17 protein-coding genes and 1 pseudogene are annotated in these 25363 nt (G+C 64.7%); 3 read left to right on the top strand and 15 right to left on the bottom strand.

The window, feature by feature from the left end:
* Positions 1-106: 106 nt before the first annotated feature.
* Complete coding sequence (locus tag ACVILL_RS15650) at positions 107-907, bottom strand: acyl-CoA thioesterase domain-containing protein (protein WP_456729873.1); 801 nt, start codon at positions 905-907, stop codon at positions 107-109.
* 109 nt (positions 908-1016) lie between these two features.
* Here ACVILL_RS15650 and ACVILL_RS15645 point away from each other — a divergent pair, with 109 nt between their 5' ends.
* Positions 1017-1925, top strand: a complete 909-nt coding sequence (locus tag ACVILL_RS15645; RefSeq protein WP_456729872.1) for a LysR substrate-binding domain-containing protein — start codon at positions 1017-1019, stop codon at positions 1923-1925.
* Here the strand turns inward: ACVILL_RS15645 and ACVILL_RS15640 are convergent.
* The 7 genes from ACVILL_RS15640 to ACVILL_RS15610 form a co-directional block, all read right to left on the bottom strand.
* Entirely contained in the window at positions 1922-2899 is a 978-nt protein-coding gene (locus ACVILL_RS15640) for an ABC transporter ATP-binding protein (RefSeq protein ID WP_456729871.1), read from the bottom strand. The two genes, ACVILL_RS15645 and ACVILL_RS15640, sit on opposite strands and share 4 nt — an antisense overlap.
* Positions 2896-4308, bottom strand: a complete 1413-nt coding sequence (locus tag ACVILL_RS15635) for an amidase (protein WP_456729870.1) — start codon at positions 4306-4308, stop codon at positions 2896-2898. The genes ACVILL_RS15640 and ACVILL_RS15635 overlap by 4 nt, the downstream gene beginning before the upstream one ends.
* Positions 4305-4514: a hypothetical protein gene (locus ACVILL_RS15630; RefSeq protein ID WP_456729869.1), complete on the bottom strand. Its 210-nt coding sequence runs from the start codon at positions 4512-4514 to the stop codon at positions 4305-4307. Before ACVILL_RS15630 ends, ACVILL_RS15635 begins: the two co-directional genes overlap by 4 nt.
* Positions 4511-5584: an ABC transporter ATP-binding protein gene (locus ACVILL_RS15625; protein WP_456729868.1), complete on the bottom strand. Its 1074-nt coding sequence runs from the start codon at positions 5582-5584 to the stop codon at positions 4511-4513. Before ACVILL_RS15625 ends, ACVILL_RS15630 begins: the two co-directional genes overlap by 4 nt.
* 4 nt (positions 5585-5588) lie before the next feature.
* Positions 5589-6476, bottom strand: a complete 888-nt coding sequence (locus ACVILL_RS15620; protein ID WP_456729867.1) for an ABC transporter permease — start codon at positions 6474-6476, stop codon at positions 5589-5591.
* 92 nt (positions 6477-6568) lie between these two features.
* Positions 6569-7522 carry an ABC transporter permease gene (locus ACVILL_RS15615; RefSeq protein ID WP_456729866.1) on the bottom strand — a complete coding sequence of 318 codons (954 nt, stop codon included), beginning with the start codon at positions 7520-7522 and terminating at the stop codon, positions 6569-6571.
* A 197-nt stretch (positions 7523-7719) separates the two neighbouring features.
* Positions 7720-9339 carry an ABC transporter substrate-binding protein gene (locus ACVILL_RS15610; RefSeq protein ID WP_456734269.1) on the bottom strand — a complete coding sequence of 540 codons (1620 nt, stop codon included), beginning with the start codon at positions 9337-9339 and terminating at the stop codon, positions 7720-7722.
* A 242-nt stretch (positions 9340-9581) separates the two neighbouring features.
* Here ACVILL_RS15610 and ACVILL_RS15605 point away from each other — a divergent pair, with 242 nt between their 5' ends.
* Positions 9582-11189 (top strand): ABC transporter substrate-binding protein, encoded by a 1608-nt coding sequence (locus tag ACVILL_RS15605; RefSeq protein WP_456729865.1) that lies wholly within the window; start codon positions 9582-9584, stop codon positions 11187-11189.
* Positions 11190-11352: 163 nt separating this feature from the next.
* Here the strand turns inward: ACVILL_RS15605 and ACVILL_RS15600 are convergent.
* Both ACVILL_RS15600 and ACVILL_RS15595 read right to left on the bottom strand, forming a co-directional pair.
* Positions 11353-13588 (bottom strand): annotated as a pseudogene (locus ACVILL_RS15600) (CHASE2 domain-containing protein).
* A 107-nt stretch (positions 13589-13695) separates the two neighbouring features.
* Complete coding sequence (locus tag ACVILL_RS15595) at positions 13696-17850, bottom strand: VCBS domain-containing protein (RefSeq protein WP_456729864.1); 4155 nt, start codon at positions 17848-17850, stop codon at positions 13696-13698.
* Between the two features lie 592 nt (positions 17851-18442).
* Between ACVILL_RS15595 and ACVILL_RS15590 the strand changes: the two genes are divergently transcribed.
* Positions 18443-19189: a transglutaminase-like cysteine peptidase gene (locus tag ACVILL_RS15590; protein WP_456729863.1), complete on the top strand. Its 747-nt coding sequence runs from the start codon at positions 18443-18445 to the stop codon at positions 19187-19189.
* 180 nt (positions 19190-19369) lie between these two features.
* On the opposite strand, the gene ACVILL_RS15585 is transcribed toward ACVILL_RS15590, so the two are convergent.
* From ACVILL_RS15585 to ACVILL_RS15565, 5 genes are all read right to left on the bottom strand, one after another.
* Positions 19370-20569, bottom strand: a complete 1200-nt coding sequence (locus tag ACVILL_RS15585; RefSeq protein ID WP_456729862.1) for an ABC transporter substrate-binding protein — start codon at positions 20567-20569, stop codon at positions 19370-19372.
* A 137-nt stretch (positions 20570-20706) separates the two neighbouring features.
* A complete protein-coding gene (locus ACVILL_RS15580; protein WP_456729861.1) occupies positions 20707-22545 on the bottom strand; it encodes an AMP-dependent synthetase/ligase in 1839 nt (612 codons plus the stop codon).
* Between the two features lie 115 nt (positions 22546-22660).
* Complete coding sequence (locus ACVILL_RS15575; RefSeq protein WP_456729860.1) at positions 22661-23440, bottom strand: ABC transporter ATP-binding protein; 780 nt, start codon at positions 23438-23440, stop codon at positions 22661-22663.
* Between the two features lie 10 nt (positions 23441-23450).
* The gene (locus tag ACVILL_RS15570; RefSeq protein WP_456729859.1) at positions 23451-24209 is read right to left on the bottom strand and encodes an ABC transporter ATP-binding protein; all 759 of its coding nucleotides are present in this window, start codon (positions 24207-24209) and stop codon (positions 23451-23453) included.
* Positions 24206-25357, bottom strand: coding sequence for a branched-chain amino acid ABC transporter permease (locus tag ACVILL_RS15565; RefSeq protein ID WP_456729858.1), 1152 nt, complete (start codon positions 25355-25357; stop codon positions 24206-24208). The genes ACVILL_RS15570 and ACVILL_RS15565 overlap by 4 nt, the downstream gene beginning before the upstream one ends.
* Positions 25358-25363: the final 6 nt, after the last annotated feature.

Raw genomic sequence — 25363 nt, 5'->3', positions numbered from 1 at the left:
GTTGTATAGACGTTTGCGACCACCGTCCATTTTAAGTCGCGTTAATCAGAGCACGGTTCGCGGCCTAATTTTGTGACCGCACCGACAGTTGACGGAATAATTAGGGTTAACCGGCGGCGGAACCCTGACCCAAAGCCGGTGCGCTTGTCGGGAAGGGCACGAGAATGACCGACATCGAGACCCGGCCGATCTCGCCATCGACATCAAGCAATGCCCCGCTGCCGACGCCGAGCCCGGCTTCCGGACGCCAGCGCGCCTCGGCGCGAACGCCGATCCATTCGCCCCGCGGCGGCCTGAACAGCTGAACCGCGAGGTTCGGATTGGGGTCGGCCACCACGTTCTGCACCGGGCGCGCGATGCCGTGGGTCCAATCCGCCGGACCGAGCACCCGCGCCAGCGGGCCGGCATCCGCGATCACGCTGTGATGCATGCGAAACCAGGCGACATCGCCGCCGACGCGGGCTTCCATCGCGTCCATGAACCAGCTTCGGCCATGACCGTGGACGGCGTGCAGGTTGCGCAACGGAAATGCCGTGGGATCCGCCGGATCGGCTGCGCGTCCGTAAAACCCCGGGACCTCGATCGCGCGCTCGCGCGCCAGCGTCACGCGCACCGTCGCACAGGGCTGCGCCTCGCCTGCCGGCCAGAGCGTGTTGTCGACGACACTGATCCGGCCGCCTTCGGTCACGACGGTCACGTGCGTGCGCAACTCCGCCATCGGCGTCGGCCGCAGGAACCAGGCTGCCGCCGAGATCGCGGTCCCCCAGTTGCGCGCACCGGCCATCGCCTCGACCTCGGCGGTGAGGAGGCTGGCGACCGCCCCACCCTGGAGGCCCGCGAACGGCCCCGCCGCCAGCGCCGCGGGCTTCCAGTGATGGGGCGTAGCTGCAGGTTCGAAGATGGCCAAAGACGGTGATCCCTGAGGTGAGCAGGATTGAGCGTTCGGGCAATCTGATCCAAGAATGGCTCCCATGACAAAAGGCCATTCGTCACTCCAGGTGAACAGAATTCACCCATTGGACGCCCCCGATCCGCGGGTGATCCCGCAGCTTGCGGCGCTGCTCGCCTTCGAGCGCGCGGCCACGCAACTCAGCTTCCGCCGCGCCGCGCACGACCTGTCGCTGAGCCCGTCCGCGATCAGTCATCAGATCCGCGGGCTGGAAGAGCAGTTCGGCACCAGGCTGTTCGTCCGCGGCGCGCGTTCGGTACGGCTGACCGCGGACGGCGAGCGCTACCTTGCAAGGGTGTCGGCGGCGCTGGCGACGCTGCAGGAGGCGAGCCGCGACATGTTGCGGCAACGCGGCGAAACCAGCGGCGAGCTCTGGATCAGCTCACTGCCGTTCTTCACCAGCGCCGTGCTGCTGCCGGCGCTGCCGGAGTTCAAGCGGCGCCATCCGCGACTGACGCTCCGGATCGAGGCCACGCATCAATATGCCGACTTCAACGGCTCCCGCGTCGATGTCGCGATCCGCTACGGGCGGGAACAAGCCGCCGGGCTGAAGGTCGAGCCGCTGGTCCAGGTCAGGGGGCAGCCGGTCTGCACGCCGGCGCTGGTCAAGGCAGGTCTTCGCACTCCCGCGGACCTGTCGCGCGAGGTGCTGATCCATGTCACGACGCAGCCGCGGGCGTGGCCGGCATGGCTGAACGAGGCCGGGCTGCCAAATCTTGCTCCGCGCGGGCATTTGTGGCTCGACAGCGTGCCGGCGATGCTGGAGGCCGCCGAACACGGGCTCGGCGTCGCAATCGCAATCGCGCCCCTGATCAAGGCGCGGCCGGGCTTCGGCAAAAAGCTGGTGGCGCCGTTTGCGTTCGAGGCCGCCCACAGCGAGACGATCTATTTGATCTCCCGCACCGAGCAGGCACGGGACCGGCGCATCGCCGCGGTGCGGCGCTGGATCACCGACGCGGTTGCGCGGGCGAGCTAAACCGTCGCCGCGGCGGGCTCCGCGAGGACGCAGCGTGCCAAATGGCCAGGCGCGACCTGCACGTTCGGCGGCAGGCTTTCATTGCAGCGTTGTTCGGCGAATTTGCAGCGCGGCGCAAAGGAGCAGTTGGCCGGCACGTGGTCGAGCGAGGGCGGCGTGCCCGGGATGGTTTCGAGCCGCTGGCCGCGCATCGCGCCGTGAATGGTCGAGGCCAGCAGGCCCTTCGCGTAGGGATGCACCGGCGTGCGCACGATATCGCGCAGGGCGCCCTGCTCGACGATCTGGCCGGCATACATCACCGCGACCCGGTCGCAGATCTCGATGGCGACGCCGATGTCGTGGGTCACGAAAATGACGGACATGCCGAACTCGCGCTGCAGCTCGCGCAGCAGCAGCAGGATCTGGATCTGCACGGTGGCGTCGAGCGCGGTGGTCGGCTCGTCCGCGAGCAATATCTTCGGCTTGCAGGCCAGCGCCAGCGCGATCATCGCGCGCTGGCGCATGCCGCCCGACATCTCGTGCGGATAGGACTCCAGCCGCCGCTTGGCGGAGGGGATCCGTACCACTTCGAGCATCTCGAGCGCGCGCGCGGTGGCATCGCGCTCGCTCTTGCCCTCGTGGCGCATCACCGTTTCCGCGATCTGGCGGCCGATGGTGTAGACCGGATCGAGCGCGAGCGCCGGCTCCTGGAAGATCATCGAGACGGTCTGGCCGCGGAATGCGGACAGCGCCTCGTCGTCCATCGCCAGTACCTCCTGGCCCAGCACCTTGACACTGCCGGAGATCTGCGTGCGCTTCCGCGGCAGCAGCCGCATCAGCGCGCGCAAGGTCACGCTCTTGCCCGAGCCGGACTCGCCGAGCAACCCCAACACCTCGCCCTCGCCGAGCGACAGGCTGAGATCGTTCACGGCATGGACCGTGCGATCGCCGGTGAAGCGGATGTTGAGGTTGTTGATCTCGACGAGATTGGTCATGCGAGCTTGGGCACCCTGGCGTGGAAATCGGTGGCGCGCTGGAAGGCAGCGCCGATCCGGAGCAGTGCAGCTTCCTCGAAGGAGCGCCCGATCAACTGCATGCCGACCGGCAGGCGCGCCTTCGTAAAGCCCGACGGAATCGAGAGCGACGGGAGGCCGAGATAGTTGACCGGACGGGTGAACCGCGTCAGCCGCTGCAGCACCGCGTCCGCCCCCGGACCGTTGCCGACATCGCTCTCGGCAATCGTCGGCGCCGGCACCGGCGACGACGGCGCGATGACCGCATCGATCCCGTTGACCGCCGCGTTGTGCGCGGCGAGCGCCGGCCCGCGCCAGCGCATCGCCTCGAGATAGGTGACCGCCGGAATGGTCAGGCCGTTCTGCAACCGCATCAGGACCTGTGCGCCGTAATCCTGCGGCCGCTCGATCATCCAGCGCTTGTGGAAGGCGGCGGCCTCGACCGCGAGCACCAGTTGCGATGCCGACGAGAGCTGACGCTGATCGGGGAGCTCGACCTTGACGATCTCGGCGCCCTCCTTCTTGAGGGTCGCAATTGTCTCGTCGAGGATGCGCGCCACCTCGGGATCGAGGTCGTCGACATAGAACGCCGTCGGCACGCCGATCTTCGTTCCTTTCAACGACTGTTTGGTCGCGGCCATGTAGTCCGGCACCGGCTGCACCGAGGCGGTCAGATCCTCGGGGTCGGCACCGGCCATCAGGCCGAGCAGCAGCGCGCAATCCTCCGCGGTCTGCGCCAGCGGACCGACGGTATCGAGCGATTGCGACAGCGGCATCGCGCCGGCGCGGCTGACGCGGCCGACCGTCGTCTTCAGCCCGGTGACGCCGCAGAAATGCGCCGGCATCCGCACCGAACCGCCGGTGTCGGAGCCGAGCGCGGCAAAGGTGAGCCGCGCGGCGACCGCCGAGCCTGAGCCCGACGACGAGCCACCGGTGATGTGCTCGGTGTTCCAGGGATTGCGCACCGGGCCGTAATGCACGTTGTGGCCGGTCGGCCCGAAGGCGAACTCGACCATCTGCAACGAGCCGAGCCGGACCTGCCCGGCATCCTTGAGCCGTTGCAACGCCGTCGCCGTCGTCTTCGGCACGAAGTCGCGGCGGATCAGGGAGCCGCAGGTCACGACCTTGCCGGCGTCGTAATACATGTCCTTGTGCGCCAGCGGCACGCCATGCAGCACGCCATGGCTATTACCTTTGGCAAGCGCGGCGTCGGCCTCGCTCGCGGCGGCGAGCGCCTGTTCCGATTCGATCGCCATATAGGCGTTGAGCCGCGGCTGCCATTCCGCAATGCGATGCAGCACGGCGCGCGTCACCTCGTGCGACGAGACTTTCTTGTCGGCAATCGCCTTGGCGACCGCGGTCAGCGTCATCAGGGCCGGATCGGAACTCATTTCGACACCTTCACAGTCTTCTGCGCGATCTGCGCCAGCAGGAAGCTCGCGGGTTCGAGATCGAACGGCAGCGTGCCGGAGATCGGTGCGAAGCCGTCGAATGCCGGCCCGATCGAACCGGCGATGCGGGTGGCGACCTCGTCGTCAGCGGGCACGTCGGCGACGTGCGCGATCACCTTGACATCCTTGGCAGTGGGTCTGGTCATGCCGCGTTTTCTCCTTTTGCTTTTGCCGGCGCGCGGCTGTGCCCCGAGCCAGGAATGGCCATGTAGCACGCCGCTTGATGGCCCATTGTATCGAGATCGCTGAGTTTTGGCGTGTCGTTTGCGCAGAGCGGCTCCGCAAACGGGCAACGGGTGTGAAACCGGCAGCCCGATGGCGGATCGATCGGATTGGGCGGATCGCCCGAGATCGGCGGCACCTCGGTGCGCTTGTCGGGATCGGATGATGGCATCGCCGCCAGCAGCGCGCGGGTATAGGGATGCGCCGGCGCGTCCCAGACAGCATCGACCGGGCCGAGCTCGACGACTTCGCCGAGATACATCACCAGCACACGGTCGGAGATGTAGCGAACCACGTTGAGATCGTGGCTGATGAACAGATAGGTCAGGCCGAATTCGCGCTTGAGGTCGGCGAGCAGATTGAGCACCTGCGCCTCAACCGATTTGTCGAGCGCGGAGACCGCCTCGTCGAGGATCACGAGCCGCGGCGACAGCGCGAGCGCGCGGGCGATATTGACGCGCTGGCGCTGGCCGCCCGACACTTCGTGCGGATAGCGGTTGGCGAAGATCTCCGGCCGCAAGCCGACCTTGCCGAGCAGCTCGCGCGCCAGGGACCGCGCCGTATCGTCGGCCATACCGTGGACTTTCGGTCCGAAGGCGATCGACTCTTCGATGGTGAGGCGCGGGTTGAGCGAGGCATAGCTGTCCTGGAACACCATCTGCACGCCGCGCCGTAAGTCGCGCAGCGTGAGCGATGGGCCGACCTGCCTTCCGTCATAGATGATGTCGCCGGCATCGCGCGTCATCAGATGCATCAACAGCCGCGCCGTGGTCGATTTGCCGCAGCCGGATTCGCCGACGATGCCGACAGTCTCGCCCTTCATGACCGCGAAGGTGACGTCGTCAACCGCGCGCACGGTCTTGCGCGGGCTGAACAGGCCGCCGCGCACCGGGAAGTGTTTGGTCAGTCCCTTGACCTGCAGCAGCGGCTGCGCCGCGCCGCCGATATCGGCGACCGGTTCCAGCATGTCGGCCGGGAGATTGGCTTCGGTCATCGCACTAGTTCCTGATGTCCATGGCGCTGCGCATGCCGTCGCTCAACAGATTGAAGCAGATCGAGACCGCGAAGATCATCGCGCCCGGCAGCGCCGCGACCCACGGATTGACGTAGATCGCGGTGCGTAGCGTGTTCAGCATCAGGCCCCATTCCGGCTCCGGCGGTTTTGTACCCAGCCCGAGGAAGGAGAGACCGGCGGCGAGGATCATCGACACCGAGATCAGGCCGGTGGCGTAGACGAAGATCGGGCCGAGCACATTGCCGAGCATGTGCACGCGCATGATGGTGAAGGGACCGGCGCCGGACGCGCGCGCCGCCTCGACGAAATCCATGTTGCGCACGCCGGTGGTGACGCTTTCGGCGACGCGGGTGATCTGCGGCACGAACACGATGGTCAGGGAAACGATCGAATTGGTGATGCCGGCGCCGAGCGCGCCCGAGATCGCGATTGCCAGCAGCACCGAGGGGAACGCGTAGAACACGTCGACGGTGCGCATGATCGCGGTGTTGAGCTTGCCGCCAACGTAGCCGGCGACGAGGCCGAGCGAGGTACCGACCACAAAGGCGAAGATCACGGGCAGGATGCCGATGACGAGCGATAGCCGTCCGCCATAGATCAGGCGCGCCAGCATGTCGCGGCCGAGCTCGTCAGTGCCGAGCGGATAGCCGGGCGTGCCGATATGGCGGAGCCGGCGGATCATCGAGCCCTGATAGGGATCGGCGAGATGCAGCCACGGCGCCAGCAGCGCCGAGGCGAAGATCAGCAGCAGGATGATGGCACAGGCCATGCTGACCTTGTCGCGCCGGATGCGGCGTCCAACCGTCGCCCAATAGCCGCGTGCCTTGCTCGCGGGGGCGGCCTGCAATGCGGTGTCCGACATCGCGCTCATGGGAAGGCTCTTTGTTGGAGCATGATCTCCGCGCAAACGCGTTTCGCGTTTGTCGCGAGGGAAAACCGGTCTCCACTTTTCCGGATCATGCTCTAACTCCGCTTGATGCGCGGATCGATCGCGGCCTGCGCGATGTCGACCAGGAGATTGAGCAGCACGAAGAACAGCGCCAGCACCAGGATCGTGCCCTGCAGCAGCGGCAGATCGCGCTGGAAGATCGCCGAATTCAGCAGCAGGCCCGAACCCGGCCAGGAGAACACGGTTTCGATCAGGATCGAGCCGCCGAGCATGTAGCCGAGCTGCAAGCCCATCACCGCGAGCGCGGTCGGCGCCGCGTTCTTGACGACGTGACGGAACACCTCGGTCTCGCGCAGCCCCTTGGCGCGCAGCGCCTCGACAAAATCCTGGCTCAGGATGTCGCCGGTCAGCGCGCGCACCGTGCGGGTGACGATGCCCATCGGGATCACCGAGGTGGTGATCGCGGGCAGCACCAGATAGCGCAGATGCTCCCAGTCCCACGCCCAGGCGCCGGAGCCGCCGGGTCCGGCGCCGACCGCGGGCAGCCAGTTGAGCTGCACCGAGAAGATGATGACGAGCACCATGCCGAGCCAGTAATGCGGCAGCGAGACGCCGGCGATGGCAATCGAGGTCGCGACCTTGTCGACCCAGGTGTCGCGGAAATAGCCGGCGATCAGGCCGAACAGCAGGCCGAGCGTGAAGCCGATCATCGCAGCCGCAATCGCCAGCATCACGGTGTTGCCGACCGCGCGCATCACTTCCGACAGCACGGGCCGCCCGGTTGCGATCGAATTGCCGAGATCGCCATGGATCGCGCGCCACAGCCACAGGCCGAACTGAACCGGTAGCGGGCGATCGAAGCCGTAAGCCGAGCGCAATTGCGCGGCGAGCTCCTGCGAGGCATCGGCCGGCAGCACCGCGACCAGCGGGTCGCCGGGCGTGATGTGCACCAAGAGGAAGCACACCAGCGCCACGCTGAGCACGATCGGAATGACGTAGACGATCCGTCTGGACGTATAGGCGAACACGTTGCGTTCTTTCTTCCTTCTCCCGTTGTGGGAGAAGGTGGCGCGCCGAGCGCGCCGGATGAGGGGTTTCGATCCGCGATACAATCATTTCATCTCAGGAAGGCTGTCCGCGGAGACAACCCCTCACCCGGCTTCGCTCTCGCGAAGCCACCCTCTCCCACAAGGGGAGAGGGTGCACTTATTGCGCGACTAGCGCCTCACGGCGCGACCGTGACCGGCGAGAAGTCGACGAACCAGCTCTTCGGTTGCACGAAGCCCTTGATCTTCGGGCTCATTGCGCGAGGCGCGACGTCGTGGGCGACGAACAGGAAGGCCGCATCGTCGACCGAGGCCGCATGCAGCTCGGCGAGCGCCGCGTCGCGGGCCGCCGGCTCGAAGGTCTGGCGCGCCTTCTTCACCAGCTCGTCGAACTTCGGATTGTTGTTGAAGCCCCAATTGTTCGAGACCGGTGGCGCCATGCCCGACTGCAGGAAGCGCACCAGCGCGAAGAAGGGATCCATCGCCGCATAGGTGACGTTGATCGCGTTCGAGCCGTTGGCCGACGGATCCTTGGTGCCGCGCCGCCAGTTGGTGAACAGCGTGTTCCACTCGATGACGTCGAGCTGCACATCGAAGTAGCACTCAGCCAACGCCTGTTGCAGATACTCGTTCATCGGCAGCGGCAGCATCTGGCCCGAACCCGACGCCGAGGTCTGGATCTTGACCACGAGCTTCTTGTTCGGACCGAAGCCCGCCTCCTGCATCAGCTTCTGCGCGGCCGGCTTGTCGTACTTGATCTGGAAGGTCGGGTTGCCGCGCCAGGGATGGCCGGGCTCGAACGTGCCGGTCGCCGGCACCATCAGGCCCGCGAGCAGGCCGTCGCGCAGCCCTTCGCGATCGATGCAGAGGTTGGCGGCCTTGCGGACGCGGATGTCGTTCCACGGCGAGCCCTCGACGCGGGAGAACTGCCACGGCCAGACATGCGGCTCCTCGTTCGAGTACAGATTGAAGCCACGCTGCTTGATCTCGGGCAGCGCGTCCGGCGCCGGGGCCTCGATCCAGTTGACCTGCCCGGACAGCAGCGCTGCGGTGCGCGCATTGGCCTCCGGCATCGGCAGCAGCACCATCTTGTCGGTCTTCGGCACGCGTGCCTTGTCCCAGTAGTTCTCGTTCTTCGCCAGCTCGAGCCGCTCGCGCGGGGTGAAGCTCGCCATCTTCCAGGGGCCGGTGCCCGACGCGTCCTTGGCGAACGCGGCCCATGCGACCTGCGACTTCGCCTTGGCATCAGCGCCTTCGGCCTTGTCGTAGAATTTCTGCCACTTGGCCGGGCTCGCCATGAACAGATTGGTGAGATTGATCGGCAGGAAGCTGTCCGGCTCCTTGGTGGTCAGCTCCACCGTCATGTCGTCGATCTTGCGCGCCGAGACCAATGTCGGCATGCGCGAGGCGGTGACGCCGACCTGGCTCGCGTCGTATTGCGGCGCGTCCTGCTTCAAGACCTTGTCGACATTCCAGACCACGGCGTCGGCATTGAACGGCGAGCCGTCGTGAAAGCTGACGCCGGGACGCAGCTTGAACACCCACTTGGTCTTGTCGGCATCGTCGACCTTCCACTCGGTGGCCAGGCCCGGGATCATCGCGCTCGCCTTGTCCGCCGAGGACAGGTCCCACATCGTCAGCGCGTCATACATCGTCAAGCCGGTGAAGCGATTGCCCTCAAAACCCTGGTCGGGCTGGCCGAGCGTGCGCGGAATATCGGCAGCCGTCATGCCAATACGCAGCACGGTCTCGGCACTGGCGATCGCCGGCACACAATTGGCCATGGCAAGCGCCAGCATGATCGCTGCCGCATTGGTCTTCCTGTTACGCATCTGAACAATCCCTTCGAGTCTGGTGACGTTTTGGTGATTATTTCTTGGGCAAGCGTATGCAATGCCTGTGCCAAGGGGAATAGTTCTTCAGCAAATTACCACTGGGCGCGTCATTTCTTCCCACCTCGCGCCCGATCGGCGCGAAGCTGCCTATTCTGGCATCATGCTTGCTTGATTTGGCTCCGACTTCTCATCAACGGAGCCTTCATATGCGTACGCGGAATTCGATCCTGATGGCGGCCATGGCGCTTGCCCTGACCGCGGGCTGGCCGGCCATGTCGGCGCGGGCGGAAACCATTGTGCGCTACGGCATTTCGATGGCCGACATTCCGCTGACGACGGGGCAGCCCGATCGCGGCGCCGGCGCCTATCAATTCACGGCCTACACGATCTACGATCCGCTGGTCGCCTGGGAGATGGACGTCGCCGACCGGCCGGGCAAACTGGTGCCCGGCCTTGCGACCGAATGGAAGGTCGACGACAACGACAAGACCAAGTGGCGCTTCACCCTGCGCAAAGGCGTGAAATTTCACGACGGCAGCGACTTCAACGCCGATGCGGTGATCTGGAATCTCGACAAGGTGCTGAACGACAAGGCACCGCAATTCGACAAGCGCCAGAGCGCGCAGGTCAAGACCCGCCTGCCCTCGGTCGCGAGCTACGCCAAGATCGACGATTCCACGATCGAGATCACGACCAAGACGGTCGATTCCTTCTTCCCCTACCAGATGCTCTGGTTCCTGGTCTCGAGCCCCACGCAATACGAAAAGCTCGGCAGGGACTGGGACAAGTTCGCCAGCCAGCCCTCCGGCACCGGACCGTTCAAGCTGACCAAGCTGGTGCCGCGCGAACTTGCGGAGCTGACGAAGAACCCGGATTATTGGGACAAGAAGCGGCTCGCCAAGGTCGACAAGATGATCCTGATCCCGATGCCGGAAGCGCTGACCCGCACCAATGCGCTATTGGCCGGCCAGGTCGACCTGATCGAGACGCCGGCCCCCGACGCCGTGCCGCAGCTCAAGGCCGCCGGCATGCGGATCGTCGACAACGTGACGCCGCATGTCTGGAATTATCACCTGAGCGTGCTGCCGGGTTCGCCCTGGACCGACATCCGGCTGCGTAGGGCGCTCAACCTCGCGATCGACCGCGACGCGGTGGTCGGCCTGATGAATGGCCTCGCCAAGCCCGCCAAGGGCCAGGTCGACCCGTCGAGTCCATGGTTCGGCAAGCCGTCCTTCGAACTGAAATACGACCTCGTGGCCGCGAAAAAGCTGGTCGAGGAAGCCGGCTATTCCAGGGACAAGCCGCTGAAGACCACCTTCATCATCGCCCAGGGCGGCACCGGGCAGATGCTGTCGCTGCCGATGAACGAATTCCTTCAACAAAGCTTCAAGGAGATCGGCATCGATGTCGACTTCAAGGTGGTCGAGCTCGAGACATTGTATGCGCACTGGCGCAAGGGCGCGGCCGACGAGATGAACGCGGGCATCACCGCCAACAACATCGCCTATGTCACGTCGGACCCGCTCTACGCCATCGTGCGGTTCTTCCATTCCGGCCAGGTGGCGCCGACCGGCGTCAACTGGGGCGGCTACAACAATCCGAAGGTCGATGCGCTGATCGACGAGGCCAAACAGACCTTCGATACCGCGAAACAGGACGCGCTGCTGGCGCAGGCGCATGCGCTGATCGTCGACGATGCCGCGCTGGTGTGGGTGGTGCACGACACCAATCCGCACGCGCTGTCGCCGAAGGTGAAGACCTTCGTGCAGGCGCAGCACTGGTTCCAGGATCTGACGCAGATCGGATTGGAGTGATTTTCTCCGCTGTCGTCCCGGCGAAAGCCGGGACCCATAACCACAAGTGGGCGTTGTTGGAAAGCCGTTTGGCCGCTTGCCCATTGCGCCGGCCGCGGCGTATGGGTCCCGGCTCCCGTGCGCAATTGCGCACTAGGCCGGGACGACAGCGGGGTTGCGGCGCCTATTTCGTCAACAGCGCAAAGGCGCCGTCCCAATCGTCCGGCGGCGGCTCCTTCTGGAAGGCGCGGATGCGCGCCTCGTAGAGGCGGTAGAGATATTGCAGCGCTTGCGCCTCGTCGGTCTTGCGGCCGCGCTCGATCGCGGCGAGCGCGCCGTCCCAATCGCGGCCGCGGTAGCAGGCGAGCATCTCGATGGTCAGGTTGCGCAGCCGCTGGAAGCGGCCGGAGTTCGCCACGTCCTCGCGGCCGGCGATCGCATAGATCACCTCGGGTTCCTTCTTGCCCTTGACCATGATGAAGTCGAGCTCGAGGATCGCGAACTTCTCCTTCACCGCGAGTGCCGTCGTCGATCCCACGATGATCGGAAAGCCGTATTCCTTGGACTGCCCCTCCAGCCGCGAGGCCAGATTGACGCTGTCGCCGAACACCGAATAGTCGAAGCGCACGTCGGAGCCCATGTTGCCGACCACGCAGGTGCCGGTGTTGAGGCCGACACCGATGTTGAGCGGCACATAGACGTGGCCGCCGTCCTTGGCCTCCTGCTCGCGCACACGATTGAGGTCGTCGACGCGCTCCAGCATGTCGAGCGCGGCGTCGCAGGCGTTGACCTGGTGCTGCTTGTCGTCGAGCGGCGCGTTCCAGAACGCCATGATGGCGTCGCCCATGTATTTGTCGATGGTGCCCTTGCGAGCGAGGATCGCGTTGGAGAGCGGCGTCAGGAAGCGGTTCATCAGCGCCGTAAGGCCCTGCGGATCGCGCTTGTAGGTTTCCGAGATCGTGGTGAAGCCGCGCATGTCCGAGAACATGATGGTCATCTCGCGTTCCTCGCCGCCGAGCACGAGCCGCTCTGGCGCCTGCGCCAGCTGCTCGACCAGAGCGGGCGACATGTACTGCACGAACTGCGACCTGATCTGCCGGCGTTGCTGCTGCTCGCGCACGAAACTAGCGAAGATCAGCGTCAGGTAGATCGCCGTGGTCGACATCAGCGGGTAAGTGAAGTCGACCAGCAGCCGGTGCTGGGCGTAGAAGTACCAGGACGTGCCGACCAGCACCGAGGCGAACATGCCGCCGACGACCACCAGCGTGATCGGGCCGAATTTCGGTGCGAAGGCGATCACCAGCAGCCCCATGATCAGCGCAGCGAAAAATTCGATGCCGATGCCGTAATTCGGCTGCGCGACGACATCGCCGGTCAGCGCGCTCTCCAGCACCTGGGCATGAACCCTCGACACCGGGCATGGCCGGCGTCACCGGCGTCGTCTTGATGTCGTTCAGCCCGACCGAGGAGGTGCCGATCAGGATCAGCTTGCCGGCGATCCTGTCCGGCGGGACGCGCCCATCCAGCACATCGACGGCCGAGACATAGATCGAGGGGTCGCGGCGGGCGTAGTGGATCCAGAGCTGGCCGTGGAGATCGGTCGGGATCGCAAAGCCCTTGACGCCCAGGCTCTGGATACCGGCCTTGTCGGCCTTGATCAGGATGGTGCCCGAACCGCTCGCGACCCGCAGCATCTCGAAGCTCAGCGACGGCATGGTGATGCCCTGCGCCACCATGATCATCGGCACCCGCCTGACGATGCCGTCGCGCTCCGGCCGGATCGTGAACAGGCCGCGCCCGGCGGCCGCTTCCTCCAGCACCGGCACGTTGCGCAGCAACCCCGGAAACATGAACATGAAGGGCTGCGGCTCCTCGCCGAGCATCGCAAGCCCGGTGACCGGAAGCTTTTCATTGAGGTCGGCGCGCACGTTGGGTCCGCCGGATTCGCCGAGCACCACGCGCGAGTTCTTGATGGCGTCGGCGAAGATGCTGTCGTTGCTCGGCAGCTGCCGCAGCCTGGCGCGCATCTCCTCATCGAGGCTGCTGAACGTATCGGCCGCGATATCGGGGTTGAGGCGATCCGGCTCGGAGAACACCGCGTCGAACGCGATCACCACGGCGCCGAGCCGGGTGAGATTGATGACGACGTCGGCGAGCCGTGTCCGCGGCCACGGCCATTGCCCGAGCCGAGGATCGGCGAGGCTCTTTTCGTCGATGTCGACGATGGTGACGGGCCGCGCGGTCTTCTGGCGAGGTTCGAGCACCTGGAATGTGTCGAACGTCCTGACCCGAAGCTCCTGCACCGGAGCCGGGTCCACGACCCGCAGCGCGGCAAAGCCGATCAGCAGCGCCACGCAGGCCAGCCGCGCGTAGCCGAAGCGCCGTGCGAACCACCTTCGTATCGCCTTCAGCCGTTTCATGCCGTCTGGATATCACGCGCGGAGCATTGTTCCAATCGAGCAAGCAAGCGCAGTGCACAATGAGCCCGGCCAAATGCACCGCCGATGGCGGCACGGCCGCACCTCCATCACGTGACGTGAAGCAGGAAGTCGTTGTGGCCGAGCTGCGCGGGGGTGACGTTACGAAGCGTGATGGTGTCCGCGCCGTCGATGGTGATCAACGTATCCGCCGCGTTGGTCGGCGACACCGCGACGTGCTGGCTGATCCAGGTATCGACACTGCCCGTCGACACGACCGAAGTGAGGTCGATCTGGTCGAGGCCGGGCTTGAAGTTCAGGATCGTGTCATGGTTGGAGTTCGGCGCGAACACGAACTGGTCCTGGTAACCCGCCGTCCCGAACAGCACGTCCTTGCCCTCGGTGCTCGTCAGCGTCACCGGCGCGGTCGGATTTTGCTGGACGTTGAAGATCAGGTTGACCGTATCGCTCGCGCCGTTGCCGTCGGTCGCGGAGAGCGTGACCGTGTCGGTCGGCGCGGTGCCCGGGTGATAGGTGAGCGCCGCCGATGCGAGCGCTGCGTTGAGATCGGCCAAATGGCCGGCCTGCTCAGGGGGTGTCACGCTGCTGCCCGAGCCGGTCGTCGTGGCCGCCAGCAAGAAATTCTCGGTGGCCGTTGCATCGACGTCGGTCACGGTCAGGCCGGAGATCGTCTCGGTGCCGTTTGGATTTTCAATGATGCTGATGTTGTCCGTATGGATCACAGGCGTGTCGTTGGCGCCGATGACATCGACCGTCAGCGTCGCCGTCCCGGTCGCACCATGCGCATCGATCGTCTCGACGGTGAAGGTATCGGCAAAGGTCCCCTTGCCCAGCGCGTTGATCGCGGCGGCGTCGGGGACATAGCTGTAGGTGCCGTCCGGGTTGACCGTGAGCAGGCCGTAGAGGCCTGAGATCTGCGTCACCGCGGCGTGGTCCGAATTGACTGCGGCATAGGTCAGCGTCGCCGTCTCGCCATCGTCGACGTCGTGGCCATGCAGCGTGCCGGTGAGCGGGCTGAACGTGTCGCTGTCAGCGGTATCGGTGAGCGTACCGGCATTGACGGCCGCGAGCGTCGGCGCATCGTTGGCGCCGTTGATCGTGATCGTCACGGGCTCGATGATGACGCCGCCATGATGATCGTCGATCTGGATCGTGTAGGTCAGCGTCAGCGTTTCGCCGGCCGCGAGATAGTCGAAATTCTGATCCGCGGCCGAGAACGTCCAGGTAGACGATCCGATCCCGCCATTGGTGGCATCCGTCAACGCGCCCAGCGACAGCCAGTTGAGGATGGTGGACTCGTCCTCGGGCAGGCCCGTGATCGCCCCGGATTCGACCACTCCGGTGATGGTCATAATGTGGGTGTCGCTGAGGTCCACATCGGTGAACGTCACCGTGCCCGTTGCGGCGTCCGGCTTGGATGACCCCGTCGTGTCGGGCTGCTCGGCGATGGTGGCCGCCTGCGCCTCCGAGGTCACGGTCGGCCCGTCATTGCTGCCGGTAATCGTGATCTTCACCGGCTCGGTGATGACGCCGCCATGATGGTCGTCCACCTGGACCGCGTAGGTCAGCGTCAGCGTCTCGCCGGCGGCGAGATAGTCGAAACTCTGGTCCGCGGCCGAGAAGGTCCAGGCCTGCGATCCGGCGACCCCGCCGGTCGAATCCGTCAGCATCCCCAGCGACAGCCAGTTCAGGACCGTGGACTCGTCCTCGGGCAGGCCCGTGGTCGTCCCGGACTCGGTCACGCCCGTGATCGAGACGGTGTGGGTGTCGCTGAGATCGACGTCGGCAAACGCCACCACGCCGGCGGCGATGTCCGGCTTGGAGGACCCCGTCGTGTCGGGCTGCTCGGCAATGGTGGCTGTCGGCGGCTCCGACGTGAAGGTCGGGACGTCGTTGGTGCCGGTGATGGTAATGGTGACCGGTTGGGTGACGACGCCGCCATGATGGTCGTCGACCTGGATCAGGTAAGTCAATGTCAGCTTCTCGCCGGCCGCGAGATAGTCGAAATCCTTGTCGGCGGCCGAGAAGCTCCAGCCGCGCGATCCGGTCACGCCGCCGGTCGAATCCTTCAGCACGCCGAGCGTCATCCAGCTCAGGATCGTCGCCTGATCGGGAAGCCCCGCGGTCACGCCCGTTTCGGAGACGCCTGCCACGGTGACGCTGTGGGTGTCGCTGAGATCCACATCGGTGAAGGTCAGGGTGCCTGACGCGGTATCTTGGTTCACCGAGCCGGTCGTCTCCGGGGCTTCCGTGATGGCGGCGGCCTGGGTCGGCGACGTGATCACCGGCTTGTCGTCGGTGCCGACGATCGTGATCGTAACCGGAAGGGTGACGATGCCGCCATGATGATCGTCGATCTGGATCGTGTACGTTAGAGTCAGCGTCTCGCCGGCGGCGAGATAGTCGAAACTCTTGTCGGCTGCCGAGAACGTCCAGGCGCGCGAACCCGTCACGCCATCGGTCGAGTCGGTCAGCGCGCCCAGCGACAACCAGCTCAGCACGGTGGCCTGGTTGGCAAGTCCGGTGGTGACGCCGGCCTCGGTGACGCCGGTGATGGTGACCGTGTGCGTGTCGGTCAGGTCCGCATCGGTGAACGTGACCGTACCCTGCGCCGTGTCCGGCGCGGCGGAATTCGTCGTCCACGGCAGTTCGGTGATCGAACCCGCCTGCGGCGCTGATGTCACCACCGGCGTGTCGTTGGTGCCGGTGATCGTGATGGTGATGGTCTTGAACGCGGTCTCGTTGCTCAGCGGATAGTTGTTGTCGACGCGCACGATGTAGGTGAGCGTCAGCGTTTCGCCGGCGGCGAGGAAGTCGAAGGCGCCGTCGGCAAGGCTGTAGGTCCAGGTCGCCGAGCCGATGTTGCTGTTCAGCGGATTGGGCTCGAGCTGCACCGGGATCTCGACAGCCGCGATCGCCGCCTGTTCGGCCGCCGTCAGCGACGAGGTGACATCATTGCCGCTGGCGTCGTGGTAGCTGAACGTGCTGAAGTTGACGATTGCAGTCGGCTTGTCACCGAGATTGACGTCCACCCAAGTGATCTGGCCGCTCACCGTGTCGGGCAGCGCGCTATGGATCTGCCCGGCTTGTTCGGTGAACGCCCCATTCTGGGTCACGACATGCGGCGGCCCCGCGATGTGGTCGGACTTGATGGGTGCTGCCTGTGATCCGGTATTGCCGATCAAGCCCAGCAGAAAGCTTGTCGGCACAATGACGTCGCCGGTCGCGAGCTTGAGGCCGATCGTGACCGGCACGACGCTGTCGGTGAAGTTCGTCGTGAGCTTGGTGTTGGGATTCGAGTTGTCGGTGAACTTCAGCGCGAAGACGTCGGAGATCAGCTTCTGCGCATCGGCCGACAGTTGCGCCGACGAGACGAAGCTGACGCTGCCCTGGCCGTTGACGATGGTCTGGGTGCCGGCCTGATCGACGGTTGCGATCGGATTGAGCGTCGTCTTGTCGAACAGGATGTAGGAGCCGGTGCTACCGTCCGGCTCGACCAGCACCTGGAATTTGGCCGGCGGCACGCCACCCGTGCCCTGCACGTCGAAATCGATCTCGACCAGCACCGCGGTGCCGCGGATGCCCATGGTCGCGACCGGTGTATCGACCTTCATGTCGCCATGCTTGGCGGTCGCGCCGGCAACGAACGAGATGGTGCCCGAGACGAGGCTCATCAACGACGAATTGCTCGACCCGTTCGGGTCGTAGATCATCTCGTTCAGCACCATCTTGGCGTTCGGTCCGAGACCGAACACGGTGCCGTCGATGAAGGTGATGCCGAGCGTCGAGTCGCTGCCGGACTGCACCACGTCACCCTTGTTGACGTTGTCGCCCTGGTTCAGGACGATCGCAACGCCGTTGCGGATGGCGGTGGCGCTGCCCGCCAGCTTGGTGACATGGCCGATGACCTTGGCTGGTTCCGCGGCGCCGCCGGCCTGCGCATATTGGGTGTAGCCGGTGAGTGCGTTGACGAGGTCGCCGGTGAGATGGGCGCCGTCAGGCGACGCCAGCGGCGCGCGCTTCTCGCCCTTGAAATAGTCGTGCAGGACGAGTTCTCGATCGTCCTTCGCGATGACGAGGTCGAGCCCGGTCCGCTTGAAGTCGCCGGTGAACAGCAAGTGCCCGTCGTCGACCGTGATCGCGCCGGGCGGAGCATTCGAGGTAACGCTTTCGACGTATACCGATCCGCGGGCATAAGCGTCCGCGCTCGGCAAATGGCCGTCGAATTTCTCGACAAAGTTCACTGCGGATCACCGCACGAGGGTTAATATTTCTGAAATATCCGAATGATTACGCCTGCATATCATCGGATAAAGCTTCGCGAAACCATCCTGTGCTTTCGCAAGGTGCTCAGATTGCGCGGTTTGAGCGGGTGTGATTTGGCTCACTCTCAGATGAGTCGTGTAGTTCGGACTTATCTGACGGTACCATGAGATAGGATTTAGGCCAAGATGCGTACCGAGCCACGTATTCGTGGTATTGACTGGCATTTCTGTACTTGCCTTTATTTCCCCACAGCCCCGAGAGGGCATTTGACCCCATTTTTCCGGCTAAAGCTGTGACTTGGCTTACAAATCGCAGAGTTCCCGTGCGCGACGGCCGGGTTAACCAGAAGGCAAGGATGAGGCGTTTCGCAGTGGAAAAAGGTTCGCCAGTCCGTTTCACAAACCGGTAAAGTTTTCGGGACCCGAACCACGCGGCCTTCAGCCTGCTGGGCGGATTCCCCACATTTTAAGTCGATTCGAAGGGATCGATGGTCATGCTGCCGGGATGAAACGATCCGGTCGCGTGTGCGGTGTAGTGTCCACCCGCCGATGAGCGGACAGGGGGTGTCACATGGGATTCTCGCTTCGCTCGCTTGCGCTGCGTGCGGTCATGCTCGGCTTCGGCCTGGCCGCGCCGGTTGCCGAGCTCAACGCCGCCTCGCTGCTTTCTCCCGGCCCGTCGACGCTGATCAGGAAATCGACCGAGCCGTTCGGCCGGGCGACCAGCCTGCTCGCCGGCGGCGGCCTGCACGACAAATGGCTCGGCGTGCAACGCCAGCTTGCCGATGAATTGGTGCAGCTCGCAGCCTGCGAGAGCGACCGCGCGGGTTGCGCCTCGCCGGAGGCGCTGCGGTTCCTGGCGATCGTCGATGCCGGGCGGGCACGCAACGGGCGCGCCCGTCTCGGCGAGATCAACCGCGCGATCAATCTCGCGATCCGCCCGGGCAGCGATCTCGCGGCTTACGGCGAACCCGACGTCTGGGCCACGCCGCTCGCCACCTTCGCGCGCGGCAGAGGCGATTGCGAGGACTATGCGATCGCGAAATTCGTGGCGCTGCGCCAGGCCGGCGTCGCGCCGGAGGATTTGCGCATCGTCGTCATGCATGACCTGCTCGGCGGCGAGGACCATGCGGTGGCCGCCGCGCGGCTCGACGGCCACTGGCTCACGCTCGACAACCGCCGCATGGCGATGATCGAGGACACCGACATCAGGAGTTTCCGGCCGACCTTCGTGATCGACCAGGCTGGCGTCAGCCGCTATGTCGATGCGCCGCTCGTCGCCGAGGCCGCGTGGCGGCCGGCGGTGCGGGTCCATTGAGAGGCGGTTGGCCGGCGCGGGCCGCAATCAGCATCGACCGTCATTGCGAGGAGCGAAGCGACGAAGCAATCCATGTTTCCGCCGCGGAGAGATGGATTGCTTCGCGGAGCCTGTCATCCGGCGGCGCTTCGCGCCGACCGGATGGCTCGCAATGACGGGCGCCGGTGCTGAGCCAATACCTCAGAACATCAAATTATCCTTCACCAGAATCCAGCGGCCGGCCTTGACCTGCTGCACCTGGGTGATGGTGTTGGCGAGATGATCGGTCTTGGAGAACTTGGTCGGCGGCGAGTTGAAGATGTCGAGGAACTTGTCGCCTGACTCCAGCGAATCCAGCATCTTCTGGCCGGTGAGATCCTTGCCCGCCTTCTGCGCGTAGAAGGCGAAGGTCATCACCGCGTTGTAGCCGATGATTGCCTGCGTATTGGCGTCGGCGTTGAACATCTTCTTGTAGTTGACCAGCCAGTCCTTCACCTTGCCCTTGGCCGTATCCTCGTAGGGAATCTCGAAGCCCGAAGCCGCATAGAGACCTTCCACGGCTTCCTTGCCGAGCGTCGGCACTTCGAGCACGTTGGTCGGCGTGGCGCCGAGGAAGGTGACGTCCCAGCCGAGCTTCCTGGCCTCGCTCATCGCGCCGATCGTCTCGCGGATCACGGTCCCGAGCACGACGAGATCGCAGCCGTCGGATTTCATCTTGGCGACCTGCGCCGAGAAGTCGGAGGCGCCGCGCTTGTAGCTCGTAACCGAGGTCGGCTGCACCTTCATTGCCGCGAGCTGCTGGTTGAAGCCGTCGAGCACGTTTTTGCCGTACTCGTCGTCCTGATGCATGATGCAGGGCTTCTTGAAGTTCTTCCACTCCATCATGTATTTGAGCGCGGCACGCGTGCTCTCGACATAGGGCAGGAGGTTGTTGAACTTTAGCCGCTCCTGCGGCTTGGCCGGATCGAACTTGAAGGTGAACTCGGCGGCCGTCAGCGGGAACAGTTGCAGCACGCCGGCATCGAACAGGATGTCCTGCGCGGCGAGCACCGTCGGCGATCCCATCGGGCCGATCATCGCGAATACCTTGTCGCGCTCGACCATCTTCTGCGAGGCCAGCACCGCCTTCTTCGGGTCGTAGCCGTTGTCCTCCAGGATCATCTTGATCTTGCGGCCGTTGATGCCGCCGCCGGCGTTGATCTCCTCAACCGCCATCTTCATGCCGTTGGACACCGGAACGCCCCAGACCTTGATCGGGCCGGACAAATCCTGATGCGTTCCGATCACGATCTCGGTCGGCGAGATACCTTCATTGGTGACCTTGGTCTGGGCTGCGGCCGGCAGACAGGTCAGCGCCAGCGCGCTCACCGCAAGGCCCAGCGCCTTCAGCGATTTCGACATTGCAGTCTCCTCCTTACAAAGGCCCATGTTGCGCGAAGGGTCGGGCCTTATCGCTCCTTCGCCAATTCCAGATCGCCGCGTTTCTTCTTGAGCATGATCTATCCGGAAAACCGCTTCACACTTTTCCGGATCATGCTCTATGTGACCGCCCGTTCGCCGTACATGGCGTCGATCTCGGCCGCGTAGCGCTTGTTCACGAAGCTGCGCTTCAGCTTCATGGTCGGCGTCAACTCCTCGTCCTCCGGCGTGAGCTGGCGCTCGATCAGGAAGAATTTCTTGATGGTCTCGACCCGCGCGAATTTCGCGTTGACCGCCTCGACCTCGCGCCGGATCAGATCCTGCACCTCGCGGGCACGGCACAGGCTCGCGTAATTGGTGAAGGGGATGTCGTGATCCTGGGCGTATTTCTCGACATTCTCCTGATCGATCATGATCAGGCAGGTGAGGTACGGCCGCTTGTCGCCGATCACGACCGCATCCGAGACGTAGGGGGAGAATTTGAGCTGGTTCTCGATCTCGGACGGCGTGACGTTCTTGCCGCCGGAGGTGATGATGATGTCCTTCATCCGGTCGGTGATCTTGACATAGCCTTCATTGTCGATCGCGCCGACGTCGCCGGTGTGCAGCCAGCCCTTCGCGTCGATCGTCTCGGCGGTCTTCTCCGGCTGGTTGAGATAGCCCATGAAGAGGAAGTCGCCCTTGATCAGGATCTCGCCCTTCGGGCAGATCATCACCTCGCCCCAGGGCGCGGCCTTGCCGACCGAGCCGAGCTTGATGCGATCCGCCGGCATCATGGTCGCGACGCCGCAATTCTCGGTCTGGCCGTAGACCTCGCGCATGTCGATGCCGAGCGCGAGGTACCAGCGGATCAGATCCGGCGAGATCGGCGCGGCGCCGGTCAGCGCGATCCGGCAGCGGTCGAGCCCGAGCATGCGGCGGATGTTGCGGAACACCAGCCAGTAGGCCGCGCGGTTGGCGAGCCGCAGCGACAGCGGCGGCGTCTCGCCCTCCAGCCGGCAGTCTGTCATGCGATTGCCGACCGCGAGCGCGCGGGCATACATCCAGTTCTGGAACGGGGTCGCGTCCTTCAGCGCGATGGTGATGCCGGAATAGAACTTCTCCCAGATCCTGGGCACCGCGAGGAATGCGGTCGGCTGCACCTCGCGCAGATTGTCCGGCACCGTCTCCGGGCTCTCGGCAAAATTCATCACCGAGCCGAGCGCGAGCGAGATGTAGTAGCCGCCGACCCGCTCGGCGACGTGGCAGAGCGGCAGGAACACCAGCCGCTCCTCGCTGTCGGTCGAGGGGTAGAGATCGTTGGCGTGGCGCATCTGGTGCGTCACGCTGCGGTTGGAATGCATCGCGCCCTTGGGCGGGCCCGTGGTGCCCGACGTGTAGACCAGGATCGCGAGGTCGGCAGCGGTGCGGCTGCCGGTCATCTCGTCCCACAGCGCCGCATTGCCCCACGCATGATTGCGGCCGAGCGTCGTGAATTCGCCGAGCGACAGCACCATCGGATCGGAAAATCCGCTCAGGCCTTCCATGTCGAACACGACGATCTTTTCCAGCGTCGGGCAGCGCGACCGGCAGGTCAGCACCTTGTCGAGCTGCTCCTCGTCCTCGACGAAGATCACTCGGGTGCGGGAATCATTGACGAGGTATTCGACCTGCGCCGCCGAATCGGTCGGGTAGATGCCGGAGGAGACGCCGCCGGCGCACAGGATGCCCATGTCGGCATAGACCCATTCCGGCACCGCGTTGGCGACGATCGAGGCGACGTCGCCGGAGCGGAATCCGGTCGCGTGCAGGCCGTAGGCGATGTCCTTGGAGATCTGCAGCCATTCGCGCCAGCTGGTCGGCTGCCAGATGCCGAACTTCTTCTCGCGGATCGCGGGCCTGTCGCCACGCGTCTGGACCGCGAGCAGAAAGCTCCTCGCGATCGTGTCGGCAACCGTCAGCACCGCTGGTCCTGCCACGCGCGCTCCCTCCTCTGCCGCCCGTCTCACGCGCCGGATCGAGTGCCGGTCTTGTTCGCGAAACAGGCCTGAAATCTAGCTCCAACCGTCTCTCAGTGCCAAACCTTCCTCGGCGTCACCGCCACGTCTTCTTCTTTTTCCAGCGCCGCTCGCCCCGCGCGCCGGCTTCCTTGGCGCCGAGATAGAACTCCTGGATATCGGGTGAATTCATCAGCCGCTCGCAGGTGTCGTTCATGACGACGCGGCCGATCTCCAGCACATAGCCGTAGTGCGCCGTCTCCAGCGCGATCTTGGCATTCTGCTCTACCAGCAGGATCGACATGCCCTGTTCCTCATTGACGCGGCGGATGATGGTGAAGATCTCCTTCACCAGGATCGGCGACAGCCCAAGGGACGGCTCATCCAGCAGCAGCAGCGTCGGCCGGTTCATCAACGCGCGGCCGATCGCGAGCATCTGCTGCTCGCCGCCCGAAAGCTGCCCGGCCGGCTGACCGAGCCGCTCCTTCAACCGGGGAAAATAGCCGTAGACGCGCTCAAGGTCCTGCGCCACACCGTCGCGGTCCTTGCGCAGATAAGCGCCCATCATCAGGTTCTCGCGCACCGACAGGAACGGAAACACCTCGCGGCCTTCCGGCACATGGCTGAGGCCGAGCCGCACGATCCGGTCGGCCTCCATGCGCTGGACCGGCTTGCCGAGGAATTCGATCGAGCCCTTCTGCGGGTCGAGGATGCCGGAGATCGTCTTCAGCACCGTGGTCTTGCCGGCGCCGTTGGCGCCGAGCAGCGTCACGATCTGGCCGCGCGGCACCTCGAGGCTGATGCCGCGGATCGCCATGATCGGCCCATAATAGCTTTCGATGTTGGAGAGCTTCAGGATGATGTCCGCCGCGCTCATGCCATCATCCTCATGCGCCCAGATAGGCCGCGACGACGTCGGGATGGTGCTGCACCTCGGACGGCGAGCCCATCGCCAGCACGCGGCCGTAGTTCAGCGCGATGACGCGGTCGGACACCCGGTTGACCAGCGTCATGTCGTGCTCGACCATCAGTACGGTGATGCCGAGCTCGCTCTTCATGTCGCGGATCCAGAACGACATGTCGTCGGTCTCCTCGACATTGAGGCCGGACGACGGCTCATCGAGCAGGATCAGCTTCGGCTCCGAGCACAGCGCCCGCGCCAGCTCGATCACCTTCCGCACGCCGTAAGGCAGGCCGGAGATCAGCTTGTCGCGGTAGGGCTCGAGATCGAGGAATTCGATCACCTGCTCGACCCGGCGGCGATGCGCCTTCTCGCCGGCGCGGACGCTCGGCAGGAACAACAGCTCCTGCCAGAGCCGGCTGGTGGAATGGCGATGGCGGCCGACCAGGAGATTGCTCAACACGGTCGCATTCTCGAACAGCTCGATGTTCTGGAAGGTGCGCGCGATGCCAAGCTTGGCGATATCGTAGGCCGGCTCCTGGGTGATGTCCTGGTCCTCGAAGAAGATCCTGCCCGAGGTCGGCTGGTAGATCCGCGAGATCAGGTTGAAGATCGAGCTCTTGCCGGCTCCGTTGGGCCCGATGATCGACAGGATCTCGCCCTTCTCGACCGCGAAGCTGACGGCATCGACCGCCTTGAGGCCGCCGAAATGCAGCGACAGGTTCTCGGCGCGGAAATAGCTCATCGGTTCCGCTCCGATTTCACATAGATCTTCTGCCGCTTGAAGGTCGCGCGCTTGTACAGCGGGAACAGCTGGAAGAAGAGCTTGATCTTGAGCCAGCGGCCATAAAGTCCCAAGGGCTCAAAGAGCACGAACCCCACGATGATGATGCCGTAGATCGCACCCTTCAGCCCGTTGGCGGAAGCAACGGCCGCGACCGCGTCCTGGATGTGCCCCGCGCGGTCGGTGCCGGCGCCCAGGGTCGCCGCGACGCCGCCGATCACGCCGGGCATGTCGTCCTTCAGATAGGTCAGGAACGGATCGATCATGACCAGGAAGATCGCACCCAGCACTGCACCATGCAGGCTGAACGTGCCGCCGATCAGGATCACGATGATGAACTCGATCGATAGCTGCAAAGTGAACATCTCGGGCGAAATGAAGGAGAGCTTGTGGGCGAACAGCACGCCGGCAAAACCGGTGATCGCCGCCGAGATCGCGAACGACTTCACCTTGTAGAGCGCGACATTGATCCCCATGCTGCGCGCCGCGGTCTCGCTGTCGCGGATCGCGACAAAGGCACGCCCGGTCGGCGAACGCAGCAGATTGAGCGTGCCGACGATGGTCAGCACCAGCACCGCCAGGCAGAGATAGTAGAAGGTCGGGCCGTCGCGCGACACCGTGGTGCCGAGCAGCTGCATGGTCTTGATCCGCATGCCCTCATTGCCGTTGGTCACGGTTTCCCAGCGCGCCAGGATTTCCTCGACGATGAAGGCAAACGAGATCGTCGCGATGACGAGATAAATGCCTTGCAGCCGCAGCGCGGGAAATCCGACCAGCGCGCCGACCACGCCGGTGAGCAACCCCGCGGCGAGGAAATAGACCGGAAACGGCACGTTGAATTGCTGCAGATAGGCCGCGGTGTAGGCGCCGATCGCGAGAAACGCGGCATGGCCGAGCGAGGCCTGTCCGGTGAAGCCGGTCAGGATCATCAACCCGACGCCGACGGTCGCATAGATGCAGACGAAGACGAGCTGGCTCATCAGATAGCTGGAGAGCACATAGGGCGCGATCAGCAGCACCGCCAGCAACAGGCCGTAGGAATAGACGTAGCCGGAATGCGAGAACAGCCTGATGTCGTCTTCGTAGCTGGTCTTGAAGAGAAACCGCATGCGTCG

The organism is Bradyrhizobium sp. USDA 3364 (genome assembly GCF_054056355.1).
Note: the sequence above shows the minus strand (reverse complement) of the source record. Positions and strands in the feature narration are given on the sequence as shown.